This window comes from Mesocryomonas lacus, assembly GCF_055730105.2.
Genome location: NZ_JBUZWF020000009.1, coordinates 134,562 through 158,578, shown reverse-complemented (window position 1 = coordinate 158,578; position 24,017 = coordinate 134,562). Strand labels below are relative to the sequence as shown.

25 protein-coding genes are annotated in these 24,017 nt (G+C 67.3%); 6 read left to right on the top strand and 19 right to left on the bottom strand.

The features are described from left to right. Positions 1-135: 135 nt before the first annotated feature. The 6 genes from ACZLZQ_RS23205 to ACZLZQ_RS23180 form a co-directional block, all read right to left on the bottom strand. The gene (locus ACZLZQ_RS23205; RefSeq protein ID WP_472935917.1) at positions 136-738 is read right to left on the bottom strand and encodes a CarD family transcriptional regulator; all 603 of its coding nucleotides are present in this window, start codon (positions 736-738) and stop codon (positions 136-138) included. A 458-nt stretch (positions 739-1,196) separates the two neighbouring features. Further along, on the bottom strand, positions 1,197-1,535 hold the full coding sequence (gene fdxA / locus ACZLZQ_RS23200) for a ferredoxin FdxA (RefSeq protein WP_472939770.1): 339 nt from the start codon (positions 1,533-1,535) through the stop codon (positions 1,197-1,199). A gap of 215 nt (positions 1,536-1,750) precedes the next feature. After that, complete coding sequence (locus tag ACZLZQ_RS23195; RefSeq protein ID WP_472951543.1) at positions 1,751-2,140, bottom strand: RNA-binding S4 domain-containing protein; 390 nt, start codon at positions 2,138-2,140, stop codon at positions 1,751-1,753. 6 nt (positions 2,141-2,146) lie between these two features. Then, positions 2,147-5,677, bottom strand: coding sequence for a helicase-related protein (locus ACZLZQ_RS23190; protein WP_472951540.1), 3,531 nt, complete (start codon positions 5,675-5,677; stop codon positions 2,147-2,149). Positions 5,678-5,773: 96 nt separating this feature from the next. After that, a complete protein-coding gene (gene phbB / locus ACZLZQ_RS23185) occupies positions 5,774-6,499 on the bottom strand; it encodes an acetoacetyl-CoA reductase (RefSeq protein WP_472939767.1) in 726 nt (241 codons plus the stop codon). Positions 6,500-6,560: 61 nt separating this feature from the next. Beyond that, positions 6,561-7,733 carry an acetyl-CoA C-acetyltransferase gene (locus ACZLZQ_RS23180; RefSeq protein ID WP_472951537.1) on the bottom strand — a complete coding sequence of 391 codons (1,173 nt, stop codon included), beginning with the start codon at positions 7,731-7,733 and terminating at the stop codon, positions 6,561-6,563. Between the two features lie 312 nt (positions 7,734-8,045). Here ACZLZQ_RS23180 and phaR point away from each other — a divergent pair, with 312 nt between their 5' ends. Further along, entirely contained in the window at positions 8,046-8,630 is a 585-nt protein-coding gene (gene phaR / locus ACZLZQ_RS23175) for a polyhydroxyalkanoate synthesis repressor PhaR (RefSeq protein WP_472951535.1), read from the top strand. 252 nt (positions 8,631-8,882) lie between these two features. Here the strand turns inward: phaR and rpmF are convergent, their stop codons facing one another. Together rpmF and ACZLZQ_RS23165 are read right to left on the bottom strand one after the other, a co-directional pair. Beyond that, positions 8,883-9,068, bottom strand: coding sequence for a 50S ribosomal protein L32 (gene rpmF, locus ACZLZQ_RS23170; protein WP_472935910.1), 186 nt, complete (start codon positions 9,066-9,068; stop codon positions 8,883-8,885). 218 nt (positions 9,069-9,286) lie between these two features. Further along, positions 9,287-10,021: a biosynthetic peptidoglycan transglycosylase gene (locus ACZLZQ_RS23165; RefSeq protein ID WP_472951532.1), complete on the bottom strand. Its 735-nt coding sequence runs from the start codon at positions 10,019-10,021 to the stop codon at positions 9,287-9,289. A 203-nt stretch (positions 10,022-10,224) separates the two neighbouring features. Between ACZLZQ_RS23165 and ACZLZQ_RS23160 the strand changes: the two genes are divergently transcribed. Continuing rightward, positions 10,225-11,127 carry a polyprenyl synthetase family protein gene (locus tag ACZLZQ_RS23160; protein WP_472951530.1) on the top strand — a complete coding sequence of 301 codons (903 nt, stop codon included), beginning with the start codon at positions 10,225-10,227 and terminating at the stop codon, positions 11,125-11,127. On the opposite strand, the gene ACZLZQ_RS23155 is transcribed toward ACZLZQ_RS23160, so the two are convergent. From ACZLZQ_RS23155 to ispG, 4 genes are all read right to left on the bottom strand, one after another. Continuing rightward, the gene (locus tag ACZLZQ_RS23155) at positions 11,105-11,485 is read right to left on the bottom strand and encodes a type II toxin-antitoxin system VapC family toxin (protein WP_472951527.1); all 381 of its coding nucleotides are present in this window, start codon (positions 11,483-11,485) and stop codon (positions 11,105-11,107) included. The two genes, ACZLZQ_RS23160 and ACZLZQ_RS23155, sit on opposite strands and share 23 nt — an antisense overlap. Next, positions 11,482-11,679: a type II toxin-antitoxin system VapB family antitoxin gene (locus ACZLZQ_RS23150; RefSeq protein WP_472951524.1), complete on the bottom strand. Its 198-nt coding sequence runs from the start codon at positions 11,677-11,679 to the stop codon at positions 11,482-11,484. Before ACZLZQ_RS23150 ends, ACZLZQ_RS23155 begins: the two co-directional genes overlap by 4 nt. A gap of 96 nt (positions 11,680-11,775) precedes the next feature. Next, positions 11,776-12,672, bottom strand: a complete 897-nt coding sequence (locus tag ACZLZQ_RS23145; RefSeq protein ID WP_472951521.1) for a transglycosylase SLT domain-containing protein — start codon at positions 12,670-12,672, stop codon at positions 11,776-11,778. Positions 12,673-12,727: 55 nt separating this feature from the next. Next, the gene (gene ispG / locus ACZLZQ_RS23140; protein WP_472951518.1) at positions 12,728-13,996 is read right to left on the bottom strand and encodes a flavodoxin-dependent (E)-4-hydroxy-3-methylbut-2-enyl-diphosphate synthase; all 1,269 of its coding nucleotides are present in this window, start codon (positions 13,994-13,996) and stop codon (positions 12,728-12,730) included. Positions 13,997-14,289: 293 nt separating this feature from the next. On the opposite strand from ispG, the gene ACZLZQ_RS23135 reads away from it, so the two are divergent. Next, positions 14,290-14,448 carry a DUF3309 family protein gene (locus tag ACZLZQ_RS23135; protein WP_472935903.1) on the top strand — a complete coding sequence of 53 codons (159 nt, stop codon included), beginning with the start codon at positions 14,290-14,292 and terminating at the stop codon, positions 14,446-14,448. A gap of 65 nt (positions 14,449-14,513) precedes the next feature. Here ACZLZQ_RS23135 and ACZLZQ_RS23130 read toward each other — a convergent pair whose 3' ends face one another. From ACZLZQ_RS23130 to ACZLZQ_RS23110, 5 genes are all read right to left on the bottom strand, one after another. Continuing rightward, positions 14,514-15,719 (bottom strand): MFS transporter, encoded by a 1,206-nt coding sequence (locus ACZLZQ_RS23130; RefSeq protein ID WP_472951516.1) that lies wholly within the window; start codon positions 15,717-15,719, stop codon positions 14,514-14,516. Between the two features lie 49 nt (positions 15,720-15,768). Next, the gene (locus ACZLZQ_RS23125) at positions 15,769-16,581 is read right to left on the bottom strand and encodes a DeoR/GlpR family DNA-binding transcription regulator (RefSeq protein WP_472951514.1); all 813 of its coding nucleotides are present in this window, start codon (positions 16,579-16,581) and stop codon (positions 15,769-15,771) included. Between the two features lie 209 nt (positions 16,582-16,790). Beyond that, positions 16,791-16,931, bottom strand: coding sequence for a hypothetical protein (locus ACZLZQ_RS23120; RefSeq protein WP_472951512.1), 141 nt, complete (start codon positions 16,929-16,931; stop codon positions 16,791-16,793). A 64-nt stretch (positions 16,932-16,995) separates the two neighbouring features. Continuing rightward, positions 16,996-18,423: an NADP-dependent phosphogluconate dehydrogenase gene (gene gnd / locus ACZLZQ_RS23115; protein WP_472951510.1), complete on the bottom strand. Its 1,428-nt coding sequence runs from the start codon at positions 18,421-18,423 to the stop codon at positions 16,996-16,998. A gap of 288 nt (positions 18,424-18,711) precedes the next feature. Next, complete coding sequence (locus ACZLZQ_RS23110; protein ID WP_472951507.1) at positions 18,712-18,960, bottom strand: hypothetical protein; 249 nt, start codon at positions 18,958-18,960, stop codon at positions 18,712-18,714. Between the two features lie 239 nt (positions 18,961-19,199). On the opposite strand from ACZLZQ_RS23110, the gene ACZLZQ_RS23105 reads away from it, so the two are divergent. After that, positions 19,200-19,391, top strand: coding sequence for a helix-turn-helix domain-containing protein (locus ACZLZQ_RS23105; RefSeq protein WP_472935898.1), 192 nt, complete (start codon positions 19,200-19,202; stop codon positions 19,389-19,391). 127 nt (positions 19,392-19,518) lie between these two features. On the opposite strand, the gene ACZLZQ_RS23100 is transcribed toward ACZLZQ_RS23105, so the two are convergent. Then, on the bottom strand, positions 19,519-20,007 hold the full coding sequence (locus ACZLZQ_RS23100) for a hypothetical protein (RefSeq protein WP_472935897.1): 489 nt from the start codon (positions 20,005-20,007) through the stop codon (positions 19,519-19,521). A gap of 69 nt (positions 20,008-20,076) precedes the next feature. Beyond that, entirely contained in the window at positions 20,077-20,544 is a 468-nt protein-coding gene (locus ACZLZQ_RS23095) for a hypothetical protein (RefSeq protein ID WP_472935896.1), read from the bottom strand. A gap of 219 nt (positions 20,545-20,763) precedes the next feature. Between ACZLZQ_RS23095 and ACZLZQ_RS23090 the strand changes: the two genes are divergently transcribed. Continuing rightward, on the top strand, positions 20,764-21,438 hold the full coding sequence (locus ACZLZQ_RS23090) for a spermidine synthase (protein WP_472951583.1): 675 nt from the start codon (positions 20,764-20,766) through the stop codon (positions 21,436-21,438). Positions 21,439-21,535: 97 nt separating this feature from the next. Continuing rightward, positions 21,536-23,800 carry a fused MFS/spermidine synthase gene (locus ACZLZQ_RS23085; RefSeq protein WP_472951505.1) on the top strand — a complete coding sequence of 755 codons (2,265 nt, stop codon included), beginning with the start codon at positions 21,536-21,538 and terminating at the stop codon, positions 23,798-23,800. The last annotated feature ends 217 nt before the right edge of the window (positions 23,801-24,017 follow it).

The following is a 24,017-nucleotide window of genomic DNA, read 5'->3' as shown; positions in this document are numbered from 1 at the left end:
GCCCATCCGGGGTGCCTGACGGCGGTACCCTGGGGATCGGGAGAGATAATCCTGCCAAAGAAAAACCGGCCACGACAGGGTCGCAGCCGGTTTTGGTAAGGACGTCTCTACCAGCTTGAGCCGGCGGTTGCCGGATCAGGCAGCCTGCACTTCGACTGTTGCCTCTTCGGTGTCGGCGTCCGCGTCGGCTTCCGTATCCTCGTCGGCCTTGGCAGTGCGCTTCGGACCCTTGTTGAGGTTCACTTCGATCAGCTGCACGGCCTCGGTCTCGGAGACCTCGTTCACCGCTGCAAGCTCGCGTGCCATACGGCCGAGGGCGGCCTCGTAGAGCTGGCGCTCGGAATAGGACTGCTCCGGCTGGCTATCGGCACGATAGAGATCACGAACGACCTCGGCGATCTGGATCAGGTCACCGGAGTTGATCTTCGCGTCGTATTCCTGCGCACGGCGGCTCCACATGGTCTTCTTGACCCGGGCCCGGCCCTGTACGACCTTCAGCGCGCGCTCGACGAAATCGGTCTCTGAGAGCTTGCGCATGCCGACGGCCTCGGCCTTGGCGACCGGTACCTTCAGGCGCATCTTGTCCTTCTCGAAGTCGATGACGAACAGTTCCAGCGTCATGCCGGCAACGAACTGCTCTTCGATCGCGACGATCTGGCCGACGCCGTGCGCGGGATAAACGATGCTCTCGCCTGTCTTGAAACCTTGGCGCTGGGAGGTCTTCTTCGGGATGGTCATACGCTTTCAAAACTCCCTGTTGTGCCCGGCCACGACAGCCGCTAACACAATGACGGTGCGAAGCACCGCCGATTTCGACGCGCTCTCCGAGGCGGAAAGCAACAGCAGCAGACCGTCAACGCCGGCATTCCAGTCAGGGAACGGCGGCCCATCGCAGGATGGGGCGTCATGACCGAAACTGGGATGAAAGCGTCCTTCCGGAACTACCAAGAGCGGGAGATCGACCTGGATGCAGGTTTTCGCTCGACTGTTGCGAGAATACTACCCTATTGCTCGCTAAAATTCAAGGCAGGGCAGGGAAGAGAACAATCCGCTCTCACCCGCTTCAAGCCCGTTGCATAGCTGGCAAATAAAATAGTTTGAAAGCCTACGCGCCTTATGCCGCCCCCGGTCCAGCCAGGGAGCAGCCGATCGCGCGCGCAGCCCAGCCGAAATTGACCAAGGACGGCCAGCGTCTGTCAGTCTCCCTGACCGCGCTCCGGCGAGAAATATTTCTCGAACTTGCCCGTCTGCCCGTCGAATTCGGCGGCATCGGCCGGCGCGTCGCGCTTGATGGTGATGTTCGGCCACTGCTCGGCGTACTCGGCGTTGACCTTCAGCCACTTGTCGAGGCCTGGCTCGGTATCCGGCTTGATCGCCTCGGCGGGGCATTCCGGCTCGCAAACGCCGCAATCGATGCACTCGTCCGGGTGGATGACGAGCATGTTGTCGCCCTCGTAGAAGCAGTCCACCGGACAGACTTCGACGCAGTCCATGAACTTGCACTTGATGCAGTTGTCGGTCACGACATAGGTCATAACGGATCCTCGGCGATCTTCGAGCGGCCCGACCGGCGCGACGCGAATGGGATGAAGCGAACGGCGCAGCGCTCGCAGAGGCTTGTGTCGTTCTGATCCCGGGACGTAGCGGCTCGGCACCGGACTGGCAAGGGTAAAGCATGTCGCGGGCGGGCCGCAGACCGGAACGCTTTTTCCGGCACCGTCTGCCCCATCCCAGCGGCGCTTTAGTCGCGTCAGTCGCCTTCGTTCCATTGAAGGCGATCGAGCGCCCGGCGCTCACGCTTGTTCGGCGGCCGGTCGCTCGGCTGATAGCCGATCGCCGCCGCGGCCTCTGCCGCGGTCTCCGGCTTCACCGGTGGCGGCGTCAGATCCTCGTAAAGCGTCTGCGCTTCCGGTGCCGGGCCCCGGCGTTCCCCGGGATCGAGGATCTTCAGAACCTTGACGCCGCCCCCGAGGGTGACGGTGAGCACATCTCCGGGGCGCACGAGCTTGGCAGCGCTCGTCGTCTTCTCACGGTTGATCCGGACGGCGCCGGACTGCGTGAGTTTCTGCGCCAAGCTGCGGGATTTGCAGACGCGCGCGAAGAACAGCCACTTGTCGATCCGCTGTTCCGTGCCCGGCACGCGGCCTTACTTTCCCAACTTGTCACGCAAAGCCGCGAGCTTGGCGAAGGGCGAGTCGGGGTCAAGCTTGGCAGGAGGGGCAGGCGCCTTGTCGAAGCGGGGTGCCGGCTTGCTGTCGCTGCGCTGGTCGCGGCCGGACCGGTCGTTGCGCTCGTTGCGCCCTTCGCCGGGCTTTCCGCCGGTGCGCGGCGGACGGGCATTGCCTGCCGCCTCGCCAGCCTTTGCGAACCGTTGCGAGCGGCTCTGGCCGTCGTTGCGGCCTGGCCGTGGGCCGCGTTCACCGGACGGTGCCGCCACTGCATCAGCCGTCGCCGCTCCTTCGCCGGTCGCGGCGGTGCGTGCCTGGCCGTCGCGGTTCGGACGGTTGCGGCCCGAACGGGCGTTGTCGCGGGCACCGCCGCGCGCTTCCTGGCGCTGCGGACGCCAGACCTGCACCAGCTTTGGCTCCTCGGCCTTGCCCTCGGACAACTTCGGCGCTTCAGCGGCCTTGTCGGCAGCAGGAGCGTGTTCGGCAAGAGCCACGTCGGACGCTTCGGTAGCGCTGGCAGGTTTGATGTGGCGGATCTCGACGGTATCGGCGTCGTCCGCGACGCCCTCGGTCTCTTCGGTCTCGCCAGCTTCGTTAGTCTCGTCCGTCCGGGGGGCCTCCGCCTCGCCGAACACGACGTCGAGGGGCAGCGGATCGCCGTTCGCGGCAGTGGCGTCACCCGCGACGTCCTCGGGGGCGGAGCTATCGCTCTCCGCCGTCATTGCCGCGTTCTCATCGCGCTGCAAGATGACCGCCTCGCCTTCCGCGAACTCGGCGGGCGTCTCGTTCTCATCCTCGTTGGCGACGGCAATGCTGGTGACGACGTCGTCGCCTTCGCCGAATTCGGCATCCTCGGCAGATGCGGTTTCGGCCGCGATCGGGGCCGGCATGCGGTCGGCCTCGAACGGCGCCGGTGTCACCGCCTCGTCCGACGCTGCGGTGTCATCCACCGAAGCGATGTCGGCAGCTGCCCCCGCGGGTTCCGACGGCTGGACGGCCGGCGAGGGCGTCATCGCCTCGATGTCGTACTTCGCCAGGGCCTCTTCGACCTGCTTGGCGTCGACGCCTTGCGGGCGGTAGCCGAGACCGCGCAGGATCTCGTCCATGTCGTCGGCGGTGGCGCCGAGGATCGACATCATCGCCGGCGTCACCAAGAACTGCGCGCCGTTGTAGCCGCCCTCGGGGCGCTTGCCGTTGCCGGGCTTCCAGGACAAAGCCGGGCGGATGAGGTCGGCGAGCCGCTCGAGGATGTCGATGCGCACGGCGCGGCGGCCGAGCAGGCGGTAGCCGGCAAGGCCGTAGAAGACCGGATCGAACTCGGGATTGGGCAGCGCCGATGTGCGCCCGGTCGACAAGAGATGGGTGACGTCGCCGAAGCCCGGCTTGTCGCGGCCGTCATGGGCGATCGCCCAGAGCAGCGTCAGGAGATTGGCCGGTGCCGGCTTCACCAGCGCCGGAATGAAGATGTGGTAGGCGCCAAAGCGCACGCCGTAGCGGCGGAGCGCCGCGCGCGCGTCCTGGTCGAGCGCGCGAACCTCTTCGGCGACGTCGCGGCGCTGGATCAGGCCGAAATTCTCGCAGAGCCGGTAGGCGATGCCGCGCGCCGCGCCTTCGAGACCCTCGGCGGTTTTCAGCTCGACCAGCGGCTTCAGAACGGTAGAGACCTGATAGGTCACGTAGCGCTCGGCACGCGCGGCGACCTTGTCGCGCATCGGACCGGTCAGCTGTTCGTCGGCGAGCAGCACGACGCGGGGCTGCAGGGGATCGTCGCCTTGGGTCAGCGAGGCAACGGGCGCGCCGAGCCAGCGCAGCAGCGCATCCGAACCCAGCGCAAGGTCGCCGTTCGGCGAATTGCCGAAACGCTCCGCGCGGTTTTCGAACTCGCTGGCGAGTGCTTTCTGGGCTGCGGCACGCACGGCCTTGGCGTCCGGCCCATCGGCCTTAACGTCCGGCGTGAACCTGAACCCCTGCAGTTCGCCGACATGGTGGCCCTCCACGAGCACCTTGCCGTCGCCGCCGATTTCAGCTTCCATGACTGCGTTCTCTCTCAGCCGCTTCATCAAGACGCTTGTCCTGCGGTCTACGAAGCGTTTCGTCAACCTGTCGTGCAATGCGTCCGACAGACGGTCCTCGATGGCACGTGTCTTTTCCTGCCAGTGTGACGGATCGGCAAGCCAACCCGGCCGGTGGGAAATATAGGTCCAGGTGCGGATTTCGGCGATGCGCCGCGACAGCGTGTCGATGTCGCCCTCGGTCCGGTCGGCCCGGATCACCTGGGTCGCCATGTAGTCTTCCGAGATGTGTCCGTTGGAGACCAAGTCCTGGTAGACGCTGGCGATAATCTCCGCGTGCTGGGCCGGCGCAATGCGCCGGTAGTCCGGCAGCTTGCAGGCTTCCCACAACAGTTCGACACTTTTCGCACTGGTCGCGCGGTCGACGATCTCCGGCGAGCGCGACAGAAATTCCAGCGCCTCCTGGTCGACCGAGCGCAGCGAACGGGTGAGTTCGGGCACCGGCGGCAGGCGGTCGAGGCTCGCCTTCAGCGCGTCGATGGAGTGGAAATCCATGTCCGGCGAGCGCCATTGCAGCACGCGAACCGGCGCAAACGCATGTGCTTCCAGTGATTCGACCAGCTCCTGCGGAAACGGATCGACCCGGCCGGTGACGCCGAACGTCCCGTCGCGCAGGTGCCGCCCGGCCCGTCCGGCGATCTGGCCGAGCTCGGCCGGGGTCAGCTGGCGGTACTGAAAACCGTCGAACTTCCAGTCCTGCGCGAAGGCGACGTGGTCGACGTCGAGGTTGAGGCCCATGCCGATGGCGTCGGTCGCCACGAGAAAGTCGACGTCGCCGGACTGGTAGAGCTCGACCTGGGCGTTGCGGGTGCGCGGGCTCAGCGCCCCCATCACCACTGCCGCACCGCCGCGCTGGCGGCGGATCAGCTCGGCGACCGCATAGACCTCGTCGGCCGAGAAGGCGACGATGGCCGAGCGGCGCGGCAGGCGGGTGGTCTTCTTCGAGCCGGCATAGACGAGGTTCGACATGCGTGGCCGGGTGACGGTCTGGACGCCCTTCAGGAGCTTTTCGAGGACGCCGCGCATGGTGGAGGCGCCGAGCAACAGCGTTTCCTCGCGGCCGCGGCAGTGGAGGATGCGGTCGGTGAAGACATGCCCACGCTCGAGATCGGCCGCGAGCTGCACCTCGTCGATGGCGACGAAGGCGGCGTCGGTCTTGCGCGGCATCGCCTCGACCGTGCAGATGTGGAAGCGGGCCTTGGGCGGTCGGATCTTCTCCTCGCCGGTGATCAGCGCCACCTGGCTGACGCCGACCCGGTCGCAGACCTTCTGGTAGACTTCGCGCGCCAGAAGGCGCAGCGGCAGTCCGATGACGCCGGACGAGTGCGCGACCATCCGCTCGATGGCGAGAAACGTCTTGCCGGTATTGGTGGGCCCGAGGACGGCGGTGACGTTGGTCCCGTCGAATCGGATCGTCTCGGTCTGGCTGCGGTTCATGGGGTCTATCTGGGTGCGGCGTCGCCGGATGAAAGGGTGTCCGGACCGCAGCCAGGTCCGAATGCCCGAGAGCGTAGTCTAGGCCCGCGGCTTACCCTACGCCAGATACTGCCCGCCATTGGCGGAAATGGTGGAGCCGGTGATGAAGCCGGCGGCGTCCGAGGCGAGGAAGACGACGCAGCGCGCGATCTCCTCGGGCTCGCCGAGCCGGCCAACCGGGATCTGCGGCAGGATCTGCCGCTGCATGACGTCGTCGGAGATCGTCGCCATCATGTCGGTGGCGATGTAGCCGGGGCAGATGGTGTTGACGGTGATGCCCTTGCGGGCGCCCTCCTGCGCCAGCGCCTTAGCAAAGCCGATGTCGCCCGCCTTGGCGGCGGAGTAGTTGGCTTGGCCCATCTGGCCCTTCTGCCCGTTGATCGATGAAATGCTGATGATCCGCCCGAAACCGCGCTCGCGCATGCCCTCCCAGACCGGGCGGGTCATGTTGAAGAGGCCGTTGAGGTTGGTCGAGATCACCGCCTGCCACTGCGCCAGCGTCATCTTGTGAAACATCGCGTCGCGGGTGATGCCGGCATTGTTGACGAGAATCTCGACCGGGCCGAGCTCGGCCTCGATGGCGGCAAGGTTGGCGGTGCAGGCATCGAAATCGCCGACATCCCATTTGCGCGCCGGAATGTGGTTGGCGGCGGTGAAGGCCTCGGCCGCGGCGTCGTTGCCGGCATAGACCGCCACCACCTGATAGCCCTCGGCCTTCAGCGCCTTCGATATTGCCGCGCCGATACCGCGCGTGCCGCCCGTGACGACCGCTACTCTGCCCATGCCGTGCCTCCCACCGCTGCAAGGACGGCTTGCTGCCGCCTCTGTCCTGTCCGGATCTTTCCTACATTCGCTCAAGGCACATGGCGACGCCCATGCCGCCGCCGATGCAGAGGGTGGCGAGGCCCTTGCGGGCATCCCGGCGAATCATCTCGTGGATCAGCGTGTTCAGCACCCGCGCGCCGGACGCCCCGATCGGGTGGCCGATGGCGATGGCGCCGCCGTTGACGTTGACGATGGCGGGATCCCAGCCGAGTTCGCGGTTGACGGCGCAGGCCTGTGCCGCAAAAGCCTCGTTCGCCTCGACGAGGTCGAGGTCCGCGACCGACCAGCCGGCCTTTTCCAGCGCCTTGCGCGACGCCGGGATCGGCCCGGTGCCCATCACCGCGGGGTCGACGCCCGCGGTCGCCCAGGAGGCGATCCGCACCAGCGGCGTCAGCCCGCGGCGCGCCGCCTCTTCCTCGCTCATCAGAACGGTCGCCGCTGCACCGTCGTTGATGCCGGAGGCGTTGGCCGCGGTGACCGTGCCCTCCTTGTCGAAGGCCGGGCGGAGCTTCTGCACTTTGTCGAGCGTCGTGCCGGCCTTGATGTACTCGTCCTCCGACACCACCGTGTCGCCCTTGCGGCCCTTGACCGTGAAGGCGACGATCTCATCGCGGAAGCGACCCGCGGACTGGGCAGCCTCGGCCTTGTTCTGCGAGGCGACGGCGAACTCGTCCTGCATCTCGCGGGTGATTTGGAACTGGCGGGCGACGTTCTCGGCGGTGACGCCCATGTGGTAGCCCTGGAAGGCGTCGATCAGGCCGTCCTTCAGCATGGTGTCGACGAGCTTCATGTCGCCCATCTTCTGGCCGGCGCGCAGGTGCGCGGCGTGCGGGGCCATCGACATCGATTCCTGGCCGCCGGCGACGACGATTTTCGCATCGCCCAGCGCGATCTGCTGCATTCCGATGGCGACGGCGCGAAGGCCCGAGCCGCAGAGCTGGTTGAGGCCCCAGGCGGTCGCTTCCTTCGGGATGCCGGCCGCCATCGCCGCTTGGCGTGCCGGATTTTGGCCTTCACCGGCCGAAAGGATCTGGCCCATCACCACCTCGTCCACTTCGCTGGGCTCGACCCTTGCGCGGGCCAAGGCCTCGCGGATCACGGCAGCGCCGAGCTGGTGGGCGGGGACGTCGGCAAAGGCGCCGTTGAACGAGCCGACGGGCGTGCGGGCTGCGCCCACGATGACGACGGACATGGCGTTTTCCTCCCGTGGCGGCGCTCTGCAAGGTCTACAATCTGCAGTACCCAAGGCCTTTGAGGCGAGTTTCGCAGACCGGGTTCGGCACTGTCAAACGGCTTCGACAGGGCACCGCGCGGACCCTCTTGCGCTGGGGAATTCTGCTCAAGTCTTAGGCAAGACCGCGCCGCAGCCAAGTCTGCGTGCAATGCGGGAAATATTTGGAAGATAGGCTTTTTTGTGGAATGCTTTCGATGGCGCAACGCAATACGCCGGAAGTCGGCCTTGAGACCGACAGGCAGTGTGCGGCGCGGGGAGAGGAAAACACCCATGGCCAAGTCAGCGGAAACCACCGTCATCAAGAAATACGCCAACCGGCGGCTCTACAACACCGGCACCAGCACCTACGTGACGCTCGAGAATCTCGCCGCGATGGTGAAGGGCAACGAGGAGTTCGTGGTGCAGGACGCCAAGAGCGGCGAGGACATCACGCATTCCGTCCTGACCCAGATCATTTTCGAGCAGGAAAATAAGGTTGGCCAGAACATGATGCCGATCGCCTTCCTGCGTCAGCTGATCCGCTTCTACGGCGACCAGATGCAGATGGTGATTCCCGGCTATCTCGAGCAGACGATGGCGGCTTTTTCTCGCGAGCAGGAGGGTTATCGCGACAAGCCGGGCGGTGTCGCCGGCCAGAACCCGATGAAGCTGATGGAATCGCAGGTGCGCCGCAACACCGAGATGTTCCGGCAGGCGATGACCATGTTCAATCCGTTCATCGCCAACGCCATGGCGCCGGCCGAGGATCGCCCGGTGCCGGCGCCGGCCGCCGCGCCCGAAGACCTCTCCGACATGCGCCGCCAGCTCGACGAGATGCAGAAGCGGATCGAGGCGATGGCCGCGACCAAGGCCTGAACGCCGCGACACACGGGCAGGGCCGACTTGACCATTCGGTCCCGCCCTCCCGCGGGCCTGGTGCAGAGCGGTCCGCAGCGGAGGCTTTCGCCCCGCTCTCCCACGGCACGCCGCCAAAGGAATCTTTCTCTAGTCCCTTTTGGGCCTTTACCGATCGCATGAAAAAGGCCGGGCTTTCGGCCCGGCCTTGGAAGTCGATATGATCAGACGGCGGTCCATTGACCACCGGTGTGATCCGGCAGCCCGTTCAGATCAGGCGTTGCCTTTGATCGTCAGGATCTGCTTGCCGCGGTACATGCCGGTCTTCAGGTCAACATGGTGCGGACGGCGCAGTTCGCCGGAGTTCTTGTCCTCGACATAGGTCGGGGCGGTCAGGGCGTCGTGCGAACGACGCATGCCACGCTTGGAGGGCGAGGTCTTTCTCTTCGGTACGGCCATCGGTCTGCTCCGTTCGGATAGCGGCGGCGCCGCGAGGGCTGATCCGCATGGATTGAATGTCTGCCGAAATCCGCGAGGCGTCGGGTGCCCTTGTCAGATCCTGGCATTCACGTCGCGAACCCGGCGATCGATGTCGACCGCATCAGGCTCGGGGATGACGGGAATTCGCCGCAGCCCATAGCAAAACCATGGGGGGATGGGAAGGGCGGAAGCGAAATTTACTGGCCGGCGGTGCGCTTGTTCGGTGTGACGGCGACGCAATCGACATAGTCGCCGGAGCGTTGCGCCCGCGCGGCGATCGTGCCCGCCAGCCGCGAAAGGCCCCGCGAGGGTTTGGCAGGATTGCGCTTGCGCGGCGCCGGCAAGGTCACTGCGAGGAGCGCCGCCTCGCGGCCGGTGAGGGCAAAGGCCGGCTTGTTGAAATAGTGCCAGGCGGCGGCCTCGATACCGTAGATTCCGTCGCCCCATTCGGCGATGTTGAGATAGATCTCGATCAGCCGCTTCTTCGACAGGAAGAAGTCGGCGTAAACCGCTAGCGGCACTTCCAGACCTTTGCGCACGAAGGAGCGGCTGTTCCACAGGAACAGGTTCTTGGCCGTCTGCATCGGAATGGTCGAGGCGCCACGGGTCTCCTCGCCATCCAGCGTCTCGGTGATCACCGCGTTCAGTTCCCGCCAGTCGACGCCGCCGTGGAAGCAATACTGCCCATCCTCCGACATCATCACCGAATGCACCAGCACGGGCGCGATATCCTCGAGATCGACCCAGTCGCGGGTGACCGGCCGGAACGTCAGATAGTCGCCCAGCATCAGCGTCGAGACCGGGCGGATGCCGGGAATGGCGTAGACCGGCACCAGCGCGATCGGCAGGGCGATCAGCACGACCAGCGTAACGATCAGAAGGCCGAGGACACGTCGCAGCATGGAGGGCTTTCCGGTGGGCCTTGGGGGCATAAGTGCCCGGCCGTCGGACGGGGATCGCCTTCCGTCATATCGGCGCGTGCGGCGACTCGCAACGGTTGCCGCGCCGCGCTTTCTCCCGCGCCGTCCCCGGCGCTTGACGGCCGAAGCGCGATCGGCGAAGCCGACCGGAATGACCGGCCGCCCGAGCCTTCCCTGGCGGCCAGCCGGCGGCCGCTGAATGCTGGAGACATCTGATGAGCACACACTCCTTCGAGGCCCGGCTGAGGGCGGCGGCGCTGGCGGTGGAGACGGCGCTCGATCTCTGCCTCGACGCCGCCCATCCGCTGATGCGCGGCACGCCGGAGCGGCTGCGCGCTGCCATGCGCCACGGCGTCCTGAACGGCGGCAAGCGGCTGCGGCCCTTCCTGGTGATCGAGACGGCCCGGCTTTTCGGCCGCGCGCAGGACGAGGCGGTGACGGTGGCCGCTGCGCTCGAGTGCATCCACAGCTATTCGCTGGTGCACGACGATCTGCCGGCGATGGACGATGACGACCTCCGCCGCGGCCAGCCGACGGTGCACAAGGCGTTCGACGAGGCGACGGCTATCCTCGCCGGCGACGCGCTGCTGACGCTGGCTTTCGGCCTCCTCGCGGACGCGCCGGGGATCGGCGCGTCCGGCCGGCTGGACTTGGTGCGTGCTCTGGCGCGGCAGGCGGGGGCGCCCGGCATGGTCGGCGGGCAGGCGCTGGATCTGGAGGCCGAGCAGCAGGATCTCGGCGAGGCCGAGATCTCGCGGATGCAAGCCATGAAGACCGGCGCGCTCATCACCTTCGCCTGCGAGGCCGGGCCGATGCTGGCGGAAGCGTCACCGGAGGATTGGGCGCGGCTTCGGCGTTTTGGCGAGACCATCGGCCTTGCCTTCCAGCTTGCCGACGACCTGCTCGACGAGACCGCCGATGCCGCCGCCCTTGGCAAGGCCGCCGGCAAGGATCGCGCGCGCGGCAAGAAGACGCTGCCGGCGCTGCATGGCCATGCCTGGACGGAGGACCGGCTGGCGGCCCTTGTCGCCGAGGCGAGCGAACTGCTCGCGCCCTATGGCGAGCGGGCGGCGGTGCTGGTGGCGGCGGCGCGGTTTATTGCGGAGCGGAAGAGCTGAGGTAGGCCCGATCCATCTGGCGGGCGACGGCATCGAGGCGCCTGTCGCGTGTCCAGAGAAGCGCGCCGTCGATAGCCCCGACGGCGCTGAGAAGATGGGCATCGACATACCCGATGCCGCTTCCCGCCAGCGAATGCCGTTCGATGGCTTCGCGAACAACGGCGTCCGCAGCCAGTCCAGCCGGCGGCAGGTTGCCGAGGGCGTCGAGAATGACCGCTCTCTGCCGCAATGTCCCGAGCGCAAGCTCGCCGATCACGAAGGCATGGCCAAGCACCAAGTCCCGTTCCAGCAGGGCGATGAGATGGGTGTCCTTTGTCCGGAAATGATCGATCCAGACCGATGTGTCGACGAGGATCATCGCGTGCCGGAGCGTGGCCTCGGTGCGGGCTCGGCCTCGGGCTCGGTTCCGCCCAGTAGCGCGAGGCGCCGGGCGCTCTCGCGCGCCACCAAGGCTCTCAGGGCCTCGTCCAGGACAGCGCCGGTTTCGGTCAGGCCGGTGTAGAACTGGGCCTTCGCCAGAAGTTCATCGTCCACCGAAAAGGTCATGCGCATGGCCGTGCCTCCTCTACCCCTGCCGAACCCTACTGCCTGACGGCTGTATTCCCAAGCAGATTGATCGCCAGCATCCGTCGAGCTTATCCGGTAGCTCTAATTCCTGAACACCGCACAGGCCCCGCCCGCGCTGCGGAGCTTGCCGCAGAGGCTGTCGGCTTCGCCGCGCGAGTCGGCGCCGATGCGCACGGCGTAGATGCGGCCATGGCTGGCGCGGTCGCGCAGGACGATCGGCGCCTTGTCGCCGAGCACCGAGGAGAAGCGGCCCTGCACGCGCCGGAACGATTTCAGCGCCATCGACTGGTTGGGGTGGCCGGCGATCTGGACGCCCCAGGGCTGCATTGGGGCACTCGCGATCTTCGCCGTGCGGGTGCGCATCACCGGCAATGCGCGGCAAGCCTCGTCAAAGCCCTTGCCCTCGTCGAGCGGGGTCTCCTCGATCTCCCGGCCTTCGTCGACGAACCAGTCGGCCGGCCGCGCGGTGATCGAGAGGACGTAGTTCTCGGTCTCGTAGGGCAGTGCCCCGCCGCTGACGCGCCAGCGCTTCACGCGGTTGATGCCGCCATTGTAGGCGGCGGCGGCAAGGCCCCAATTGCCGAGCTCGGACTTCAGGTCGCGCAGATACAGCGCGGAATGGCGGATCGCCTCGCGCACGTCGAACGGGTCGGCGAGCCCCCGCTCCTTGGCGGTGTAGGGCATGAACTGGGCGATGCCCTGTGCCCCCACCGGCGAGCGTGCGTCGGCGTCGAAGCGGCTTTCCTTCCAGATCAGCCGGGCGAAGTAGTCCGGGGGCATGGCGGTGGCGGCGGCGTTGGCAGCGATGAGGTCGCAGACGAGGTCGATGCCGCTGCGCTCCTTGACCGGGATGGAGATGCGGACGAGATCGGGCGGGACGAGGGCGAGGTTATGCGTTCCCGGGTCGAGATTGGTCAGTGCGGGAGCCGCCGATGCCGGCACCAAGGCCCACAGCAGCACCATGGTCACAGCGTTCATCGCGAGGCCGGTTCGAAAGGCCAGGGACGGTCGGCGCAATCGTGACGGGCGCCGTTTACTCGGCGGCAGCGTGGGTGACGCCAAAGCGCTTCTCGATGTAGTCGGCGACCATCACCTTGAAGTCCTCCGCGATGTTGGGACCGCGCAAGGTCGCGACCTTCTGCCCGTCGACGAAGATCGGCGCCGATGGCGTCTCGCCCGTGCCGGGCAGCGAAATGCCGATGTCGGCGTGCTTGGATTCGCCGGGACCGTTGACGATGCAGCCCATGACGGCGACTTTCAGGCCCTCGACGCCCGGATATTTCTCCCGCCAGGCGGGCATCGACGTGCGCAGGTCATCCTGGATCTGTTCGGCGAGTTCCTGGAACACGGTTGAGGTTGTGCGCCCGCAGCCGGGGCACGCGGCGACGATCGGCACGAACTGGCGAAAGCCCATGGTCTGCAGGATTTCCTGCGCCACCTGCACCTCGCGGGTGCGATCGCCGCCGGGCTCGGGCGTCAGCGAAACGCGGATGGTGTCGCCAATGCCTTCCTGCAGCAGGATGCCGAGCGCCGCCGACGAGGCGACGATGCCCTTCGAACCCATGCCGGCCTCGGTCAAGCCGAGATGCAGCGCGAGATCGGTGCGGCTGGAGAGGTCGCGGTAGACGGCGATGAGGTCCTGGACGTTGGAGACCTTGGCCGAGAGGATGATCTTGTCGCGTGCGAGGCCGGTCTCCTCGGCGAGTTCCGCCGAGAGCAGCGCCGACTGGATGATCGCCTCGCGCATCACCGCGCCGGCAGAGCGCGGGCGGTGCAGCAGCGAGTTGGCGTCCATCAGCGCGGTCAGCAGGTCCTGGTCGAGCGAGCCCCAGTTGACGCCAATACGCACCGGCTTCTGGTAGCGGATCGCGGTCTCAATGATCTGGGTGAACTGCCGGTCCTTCTTGTCCTTGAAGCCGACATTGCCGGGATTGATCCGGTATTTCGCCAACGCCTCGGCGCAGGCCGGGTGATCGGCGAGCAGCTTGTGGCCGATATAGTGGAAGTCGCCGACCAGCGGCACGTAGATGCCGAGCCGCTCCAGTCGATCGCGCACATGCGGCACGGCGGCGGCCGATTCGTCGCGGTCGACGGTGATGCGCACGATCTCCGAGCCGGCCTTGGCAAGCGCCGCCACCTGGGCGACGGTCGCATCGACGTCGGCAGTGTCCGTGTTGGTCATCGACTGTACGACGACCGGGGCGGTGCCGCCCACCAGCACGCCGCCGACCCTGACGCCGACGGTCGGGCGCTTCGGTGTCGGCTGGGCCTCAAAGGCTTCGATGGGGGCTTCGATGTTCATCGGCGACATCCGGTCGAGGTCATGGGGCGGTAGAGGTTCTAAGACGGTCGAGGTCCCGGGACGGTCGAGGTCACGGGCAAAGCGGCGTGTATCACTTCGAGTTCGCGCTTTCGGCGCAGCTTGTCAAATGCGGTCTGATCGCAACAGCATCAAGTCCTGCCGTCGGCTGGAACGAACACTCTAAAGCCCTTCATGCCGAACCAGAAGATGGCGCTTCTGCGGCAACAGTGGAACTCACGGTAGCCTCGCGAGTTTGTGACACCATACGTTGTTCTCAGGCAGGAAATATCGACATGACGCTCGGCACAATCCTCATCATCATCCTCGTTCTCGTCCTGATCGGTGCTCTGCCGTCCTGGCCGCATTCGCGCAGCTGGGGCTATGGCCCGAGCGGCATCCTGGGTGTCGTCGTCGTGGTGATCCTGATCCTGCTGCTGATGGGACGGATCTAACTGTCTCAGTAGTCTGCCGTCGAAGCGCCGGTCCCGGAAGGGGCCGGCGTTTTGCGTTGAGGCGTTCAAACGTCCGCGCGATCGGCGACGGCGACCAGCCGGGCGGCGAAGAAGGTCACCACCAGCAGCAGCGACAGGCCGGCGAAGACCGCTGCAAAACCGGTGTGCTCGGCGACGAAGCCGATCACCGAGGGCGCGATCAGGATGCCGGAATAGCCGAGCCCCGACACGATGCTGAGGCCGGTGCCGGGCTTCAGTCCGGGCACGTTGCCGGCAGCGGAAAAGGCGATCGGCACGATGTTGGCGACGCCGATGCCCATCACTGCAAAGCCCACCAGCGCCATTGGCGTGCCGTTCGCGGCGGCGATGAGCACGAGGCCGAGGCCGGCGGCGAGGCTGCTGAAACGCGTGGTGGTGACCGCGCCGAAGCGGCCGCGAATCCCGTCGCCAGCAAAGCGCAGCACGGCCATGCTGAGGGAGAACGCCGCGAAGGCAAGGCCCGAGGTGGCGGCATCCGCGCCGAGTTCCTGGCGCATGTAGAGGGCGCTCCAGTCGATCGCCGCCCCTTCCGGGATCATCGCGAACAGCGCGAACATGCCGACGGCGGCGGCCAGCAGCAGGCCGGCGGTGGTGTCGCTTCTGGGAGCGGCGGTATCGCCAGCCGATCCTGTCGCCACATGGGTCTGGGCCTCGAGCCTGTCCGACAGCGCATGGCGCCAGACCACGAACCACAGCAGCAGCGTGACGGCGGCCACGATGAGGGCGTGACCCTCGGGCCCCACGGCCTCGATCAGGAAGCCGCCGGCGCCTGCGCCGACAAGACCGCCGACGCTCCAGAAGCCGTGGCAGGAGGACATGATCGGGTTCGGCAGACGCCGCTCCACCGAGACGGCGTTGGCGTTCATCGCGATGTCGAGCCCGCCCGTGGTCATCCCGGCGAAGACGATGGCAAGGATCGCCAGCGGCAAGGACGGTGCGAAGACCAGCAAAGGGAGGGCTGCGATCAGCGCGAGGTGCAGGATGATCGTCGGCCGGCGCGACCCCATGGCGGCGATCGCCCGGCCGGCGAGCGGCATCGTCGCAACCGCCCCGACGCCGAAGGCGAGGATCATCAGCCCCAGCTGCGACTCCGACAGGCCGAGCCGTTCGCGGAACAGCGGAATCTCCGGCGCCCAGCTGCCGATCAAAAGACCGTTGGCGAGAAAGGCGGCGGCGACGGCAATGCGCTCGCGGGGCCATGAGTGGGCGGGGATGTCGAGGCTGAGGGTCATCTGGTCTCGCTGGGGGCTATCAAGGGTTATGCTGTCACGCGGAAGTGCATCAGGCCCGAGATCGTCGGCGGCCCGTCGCCGACGGTTTCTCGGCGCCTGCGGTCACGACGGCGATCTGGCTTGCCGTGAACCGTGCGAGCAGTGCTGCCGGACAGTCGGCCTCCACGAAGAGGGTCGAGATTCCCTCCGGCGCCAGCACGGCATAGGCCGCGGCGGTGCCGATCTTGTCGGTGGTGGCGGCCACGAGCACCTGCCGGCTGCAGGAGGCCAGCGCCGCCTTGAACTCGGCCTCCTCGAAGACATGAGCGGTGATGCCGGCCACGGCATCGACACCGCAGGCGCCGAGCACCAGAACGTCCGGACGGAAACGCTCGGCATCCGCGAGTGCCTTCGCGCCGAAGCAGCCGCCGGTCACCGGGTCGACCCTGCCGCCGAGGAGGATGGTCTCGATGCCGCGACGCTCCAGCAGAACCGTGGCGATCGCCGGCGCATTGGTGATGACGGTGAGGCCGGCGTCTTCGGCAAGGCGTCCGGCGATGGCGAGGTTGGTCGATCCGGCGTCGAGAAACACCATCGAGCCCGGTGCTATGGAGGTCGCAACGGCGGTGGCGAGAGCGGACTTGCCATCGGTGCGGACGTGTCGCCGCGCGCTAAGCGAGCCCTCGAACGGTGCCAGGGGCACGGCGCCGCCGTAGACGCGCTGGCAAAGCCCGGCCTCGGCCATCTCCCTGAGATCGCGCCGGACGGTATCCTCGGAAACCCCGAAGGTTTGCGCGAGCCGTGCCGCGAGCACCCGGCCGTCCTGCGCAAGCAGGCTGCGGATCTTCGTCTGGCGTTCAGCGGTGAGAAGCTGCGGGCTCATGGCGTCCAATCGTGCAACAACATGCCGAAACATGCATGAACACGCACATCCGGTCAAGCGCAAGCGGCCGTGAGCGTTGCGCCGGCTGCGGTTAAAGACGTTGCTTCATGTCACGGGGGGCAGCTGGAGAGCCAAGCCGGCAAGCGGTCGGGACGAGCCGTGCGCAGAGCCATACCGGGCGCTCTCACCCGGCAACGCTCTGCGCTATTTTAACCGAAAGGCGATGCCGGACCTGTCGATCCTAGTTCGACGCCTTTCGGCTCGGTCTCATCACGATAGAGATAGATGCCGAGGGCGATGACGCGGACGACGTGGGCCGCGACAGAGATGGCGTGCGTATTCTGTTTCACCGGTCTTCGCTCGCTGCCGCACCCGGTCCATGCAATTGGTGCATGGACCGGGTGCGGATCGGTGTCAGACGATCGGCCAATGGTGGTGGAACACGCCCTCCCGGTCGAGCCGGCGATAGGTGTGCGCGCCGAACAGGTCGCGCTGTCCCTGGATCAGGTTGGCCGTGCCGCGGGCGCGCCGGTAATCGTCGAAATAGGCGAGGGCGGCCGAGAGTGCCGGGACCGGTATGCCGGCAAGCGCGGCCTTGGCGACGACGCTGCGCAGCGCCGTCTGGCCTTCTGTGACACGGGCGACGAAGCTCGGCGCCTGCAGAAGGTTCACCACCGTCTCGCCGGTGTCGTAGGCCTGGGCGATGTCGTCGAGGAAGCGTGAGCGGATGATGCAGCCGGCGCGCCAGATGCGGGCGATGTCGCCGAGCGGCAGGTTCCAGTGGAAGGCGGTCGAGGCTTCGGCCATCGTCGCATAGCCTTGCGCATAGGCGATGATCTTCGCGGTCTCGAGCGCTGCCTCGAGCTCGCCGAGCCCGGCGGCATCGGTCTTGAAGGCGGGTGCGCTCGTCGCGACGCCGGCATAGAGCGCCTCTGCCCCCGCGCGCTCGGTCCGGCGGGAGGAGACGCCCCGCGCCGACACCGCCGATTCCAGCGTCGTCGCGCCAATGCCGAGCTTCTGCGCCTCGATCACCGCCCAGCGCCCGGTGCCTTTCTGCCCGGCTTCGTCGAGGATCACGTCGACCATCGGCTTGCCGGTGTCGGGGTCGGTCTCTGCGAGGACCGTCGCGGTGATCTCGACGAGGTAGGAGGAGAGGCCGCGCGTGTTCCAGTCGGCGAAGATCTCCGCCATGCCTGAGGCGGCCATGCCGGTGCCGTCACGCAGGATGCCGTAGATCTCGGCAATCATCTGCATGTCGGCATATTCGATGCCGTTGTGGATGGTCTTGACGAAATGGCCGGCGCCGTCCGGACCGAGCCAGGCGACGCAGGGCTGGCCCTCGTATTGCGCCGAGACCGGCTCCAGCATCGGCTGCAGCGTCTGCCAGATCTTCTCCTCGCCGCCGACCATGATCGAGGGGCCGTTGCGCGCGCCGACTTCGCCGCCGGAGACGCCCATGCCGACGAAGTGGATGCCGGTGCCCTCGACGCGCTTCGAGCGGCGGACGGTATCGTTGAAGTCGGCATTGCCGGCATCGATCATGATGTCGCCGGGCGACAGCAGCGGCATGACGAGGTCCATCTGCTCGTCCACCGGGGCGCCGGCATTGACCATGAACAGCACGGTGCGCGGGCTCTTCAACCCGTCGATGAAGGCCTCGATCGTCTCGGAGGGGACGAGGTTGCCGGCGAGCGCCGGGTTCTCGTCGCGCAGGGCGAAGGCCTTCGCGGTCGTGCGGTTGTGGAGGGCGACGAGGAAACCTTCCTCGGCGATGTTGAGTGCGAGATTGGCGCCCATGGTGCCGAGGCCGAGCACGCCGATATCCGCTTTGGTGTCCGTCATGGAGAAGTTCCTGAGCTGGTTGGCCAGTGGGGCAAGGCGGGATGGGAGAGGAGCGTCCGGCCCGCTGAAAGCCGCCCCGCAGCGGCGTTGTCCGCCCGTTCCGCGAGCAGGAACAGGCTTTGACACCATCGCCGGCGCCGACCGAGGGATCGTTCGGCACAGCTCTCCGGTAACGCCGATCGCAGCATTTGGCAAAGGCTTCCCAGTGCCGGCCAAGCCGCGGGGCGGAAGCAGCGTCAGGTTTTTGCATTCGCGGGTGGGGAGGAGTGTGTCCGGTCGGCGAAGCGGTCAGCCGGCCGACACGGTTCCCGCGGGCGTCGCGGCTTCGCGCAGCGCGGCCAGCCGGCGCGACAGCGGCTCGGCGAGCGAGTCGCGGCGCTCGCTCGGCGCATCCAGCGAGTCGACGAAAGCCGCGACCGCCTGCTGCAGGCGGCGTTCGGCATGCTCAACGGCAAGCCGGGCGGCCGCATAGCGGTAGGGCCGCGTGGCGGCCGTGTGGTTGCCGAAAGCATTGAGGTCGTCGAGTGCGTAGGCCATCGTCAGCTCCTGAACGCCTATCCATAGCGGGCGCGGGCTTGAGCGAAGCTGGGTGGACTCCCGCCGCGCGGCAGGGGCAGGGCGGCCGCGCGCTCTTGCCGAAACCGGACCCGCCGCCCTAAGTCCCGGGAAGCGCCACTCTCGAGGGGGTGCGGCAAGGTCTGGCGGGGAACAGCTCAGACGGCCCCAGCGGGGAGGCCATGCGGGCGAAGGGGCTGGCAGGGCAACGAGGAGACGGAATGAGCCTTGCAGACAACGTGCAGCGGCTGCGGATCACCGACGGACAGACCGTGGAAGAGCTTGCCGCCGCCACGCGGCTGCCAAAAGCGATGATCCTGTCGATCGAGAACGGCCGGATCGGCACCGCCAACAAGGCGGTGCGGGCGCTGGCACGCCATTTTGGCGTCAGCGTCGAGACGCTGGAGGCCTGACGCCGGAAAAGAGGTGCGGGCACTTCCAGACTAACGGATCAGCGATGCTTGAAGCTCGCCCGGCAGCGTGAATCAGCGCTGTCTACGGAAGAGGCAAGGCCCGCTCCGGTCAATCAGACCGTGCCGATCAGATCTCGCCGAGCAGTTCCCCGACGCGCAGGGCATAGCCGTTGGCGCGTTGCGTCTCCGCTTCGGCCTCGGCCAGCCGGGTCTCGGTCGAGCGCAGTTTCAGCTTGGTCTCCCAGGCCTCGATCTTCACGTCATGCAGGGCAGCGTCGGTTTCCTGGGCGCGTGTCTCCAGCTCGGCGACATTGGCCTCCAGCGAAGCGATATAGGCGTGAAGCCGCGCCTGTTCTTCCTCGACCCGCTGCATGAAGGCACGCGTGTCGGCTTCCACGTCCTTGAACTTGCGCTCGTAGTCCTTGATCGTAGCTGCCGCGCGCTCGACCAGCTTCATGGCGGACGGCCAGTTGCCGTCGGTTTCCTCGATGGCCTCTGTCGTTACCGCAATGGCGTTGGAGTTCAGCGCGGCCAGCACGGGCGTGCTGTCCTCGCCCGCGTCCCGCAGCTGTCGATCGTGGTCTGCGAAAGCGTGTGCTCGAAGAGTCTCGGCCATGATCCCTGATTCCTTGACGTGCCCCGCGCCTGCAAACGCAGGGGTCGTTTGTTCCGTAAGAGTGCAGCGTCAGGAAGCTTGGCGCTGCGAGCTGCCGCCGAGCTTGCCGAAGCTGTTGACGATCGTGCCGCCCAGACGATCGAGCCATGCTTCTGCAGAGGTCGCCCGCGCCGTCGCGGCGGCGGCCTGGCCGTAAGCGCGCTCGATCTCGCGCTGCGCCAGACGCAGCTGCGCGTGCAGCGCCTCCAGTTCGGCGCGAGACTCTTCGCGTGTCTGTTCGGCCTCGGCCTCGAGACGCGCGATCCGCTCCTCGCTGTTGCGCAGCGCGGCGCTGGCATCCTCGACCAGGGAAAGCGCGCCGGACCAGTCGGCCTTCGGAGCAGAGGCAGGACCTTCGCGTGGCGCGGCGTCCTCCGATGGCGGCAGCAGCTCGACGGTTTCCGGCGCCGGGAGCCTGCCTCCCGCACCTGCCTCGTTGCCCGTCCCGCGCAAGGCCCAGGCTTCCAGACCGTTCGCCCACCTTGTCGGTTGTTCCATCGTCAACTCCGCCAACACTGCGCATCACCGAATGATAGCTCAATAAGCAAATCGGTGGAATCGGCATTTTACCAATTCTTAACTATTGGCACGTCTCTGGCAAAGCTACCAGCATAGCAAAGCTTTCCAGAGGTGGAGCGTGGCCGAATGGCGTCAGGATTTGTTGCCGCCGTCGCGCCGTCGCGCCGTCGCGCCGTAGGGATCGAGGATAAGGCCGTCATGATTCCGTGGATCCCCCTTGATGTCGCCGCCGTGCCCGGTGGCGGCGAGCTCAAGCTGATGCGGCGGGGCCAGGAGTTCTCCATCATGGCCGGTGCGACAGAGTTGATGAACAGCCGCCTCAGCGGCTCCGAAGAGGCGCTGGCGTCGCTCTCGATCGACCGGCTCGGCGGGCGGGCAGCGCCCGCCCTTCTGATCGGCGGGCTCGGCATGGGGTTCACGCTGCGCGCGGCGCTTGAAGCGCTTGGTCCGGCGGCAAAGGTCACCGTCGCCGAACTCGTGCCGGCGGTCGTCGCCTGGGCGCGGGGGCCGATGGCGGAGGTCTTTGCCGGCTGCCTCGACGATCCGCGGGTCGCCATCATCGAGGGCGATGTCGGCGCGTGCATCCGAACGGCAGAGCGACGCTACGACGCCATTCTCCTCGACGTCGACAACGGGCCGGATGGGCTGACGCGGCGGGGCAATGACAGTCTCTACGACGCGGCGGGCCTCAGCGCGGCCCGGCGTGCGCTGCGCCCCGGCGGCGTCCTCGCGGTCTGGTCCTCGGCGCCCGACCGCGCCTTCACCGCGCGCCTGACGCGGGCCGGCTTCCGCGCCGAGGAGGTCAAGGTCCGCGCCAATGGTCGCCGCGGCGGCGCCCGCCACGTCATCTGGCTCGCCACCGCGCCGTCCTGAGGCGCCGCGGGCGGGCGCGGCGTGCCTGCCGCCGGGGAAACCGGATCTTTACCATGCGCCTGCTAGCAAGGTTCGACCGACCCGCCGAGACCGCGCCATGTCCCTTTCGTCGCCCGCTGACGTTCTGCCGCGGACCGGGTCGGCCGACCGGCTGCTGCCTGTCCTCTTCGTCGCGACGGCGTTCCTCTCGGCCGCGCTGCTGTTCAGCGTGCAGCCGATGTTCACCAAGCTCGTCCTGCCGGTCGTCGGCGGCTCGGCCGCAGTGTGGTCGATCGCCATGGTCTTCTTCCAGGCGATCCTGCTGTTCGGCTATGGCTATGCCCACCTCCTGACGCGGTTTTGTCCGCGCCGGCTCGTCCTGCCGGTGCATCTCGGCCTGGCGCTGCTGGCGATCGCCATGCTGCCGGTGGCGATTCCCGGCGGCTGGGGCGCCATGCCCGAGCGCTACCAGCCGGTCTGGCTGCTCGGGCTGTTCCTCGTCGCGGTCGGGCTGCCGTTCTTCTGGCTGTCCGCCAACGGGCCGCTGCTGCAAGCCTGGTACGCCCGCAGCGGCCGTCCGGATGCTGACCAGCCCTATTTCCTCTATGCCGCCTCGAACGTCGGCTCGTTTGCCGCGCTCCTGTCCTATCCCGTGGTGATCGAGCCTTTCCTCCGGCTGGGCGCCCAGACAGGGCTCTGGGCCGGCGGTTTCGTCGTCCTCGCCGTGCTCCTGGCGGCCTCGGGCGCTGCGGCCCTCCAGCGGGGGAGGGCGATGGCCGCCCAGGCACCGGCAACACCTTGCGAGGCGGAGGTCATCGATGGCCGGAAGCGGCTGAGCTGGGTGCTTCTCGCCTTCGTGCCCTCGGGCCTTCTCGTCTCGGTCACCGCGCATATTTCGACCGACATCGCCGCCGTTCCGCTGCTGTGGGTCGTGCCGCTGGCGCTGTTCCTCCTGACCTTCGTCCTGGTCTTCGGCGACCGGTTCCAGAACGCCGTTCCTGCGCTGGCGCGGCTGCAGGTCTGGGCCGTGGCGATCGCGCTGATCAACCTCGTGCTGCCCGCCCCGTTCTGGTTCGGCATCCTCATCCACCTCGTCGCCTTCTTCTTTGCGGCGATGGTCTCTCATGCGACGCTCTACGGGCAGCGTCCGCCGGCGCGGCAGTTGACCGAATTCTACCTCTTCATGTCGCTGGGTGGTTGCCTCGGCGGGATCTTCGCCGGGCTCGTCGCGCCGCTGATCTTCTCGACCGTTCTTGAATATCCGCTGCTGCTGCTCTGCTCGCTGTTCTGCAGTCCCGGCTTTGTCGCTGGCTTGCGCAAGGGCGGCTGGCGCACGCCGCTGGCGCTCGCCCTCGGCCTTGGCGCGCTTATCCTTCTCGGCCATGCCCTCGGCACGCGGCTGGGGACGCTGCCGCTCGTGCGCTGCGGGCTGATGCTGGTCGTCGCCGTGCTGCTCATGGCCCAGTGGCGGGCGCCGTCCTGGCTGGCGCCCGCGGCGCTCGCGGCGGCGATGCTGCTGGCGGGCTTCGGCTCGCCGGCCGAGCAGGCGATCCGCTCGTTCTACGGCGTGCACAAGCTCGATGTCACCGCGGACGGCCGCTACCTGACGCTCGCCCACGGCACGACGCTGCATGGCGCGGAGCGGCGTCTTAACGACGACGGGACGCCGGCCACCGGGCGCCCGGAGCCGACCACCTACTACACCTACGAGGGCGGTCTCGGCGTCGGCATCGCGTCGATCCGGGCGGCGCAAGGCGGGCATCTCGCCCGCGTCGCGGCGATCGGGCTTGGCTCGGGAAGTCTTGCCTGCCACAGCGCGCCGGACGAGGACTGGCGCTTCTACGAGATCGACCCAGAAGTGCTGAAGATCGCCCGCGATCCCCGCTACTTCCACTTCCTCGAAGCCTGTGCGCCGACAGCGGGCGTGGTGCTGGGCGATGCCCGGCTGACGCTCGGCAAGAACGCCGGCGGGGAGAGCCTCATCGTCATCGACGCCTTCTCGTCCGACTCCATCCCCGCGCACCTCATCACGCGCGAAGCCTTCTCGCTATACCGGCAGACGCTCTCGGCGAACGGCGCCATCCTCGTCCACATCTCCAACCGGCACCTCGACCTCACCCAGATCCTGGCGCGAACGGCGGCAGAGGCCGGCCTTGTCGCCTACAAGATCGAGGATCACTCCAGCGAGCCGCCGGAGAAGCGGCTGCGGCAATCGAGCGAGGTCATGGCGTTTGCCGCCGCGCCGGAGGATCTTGGCAATATCGCCACCGCCGGCATCGGGAAGAGGATAGTGCCCGACCTCAACCGCCGTCCCTGGACCGACGACTTTACCAACATCGTCGAGGCGCTCCGGGATCGCTACGTCAACGGGCGGCTGCGCTGAGGCGGCGGAACGCATTCGGCTCCGGCAAAGGCACCGACCTCGCGAGACTCGAGGACGAATGAGGATCAAGCAGACAGAACGGATCGAGCGGCCAGTCGGACGGGCCGTGTTCTAGCGAAACAAGGCAAGCACTTCCTGAACCCGCGCCGTCAGGATCGGCAAAGGCGGAGGGGGCTGTTCCTTCTCGCGTTTCCTGACGGGCAGGAAAACAATGTTC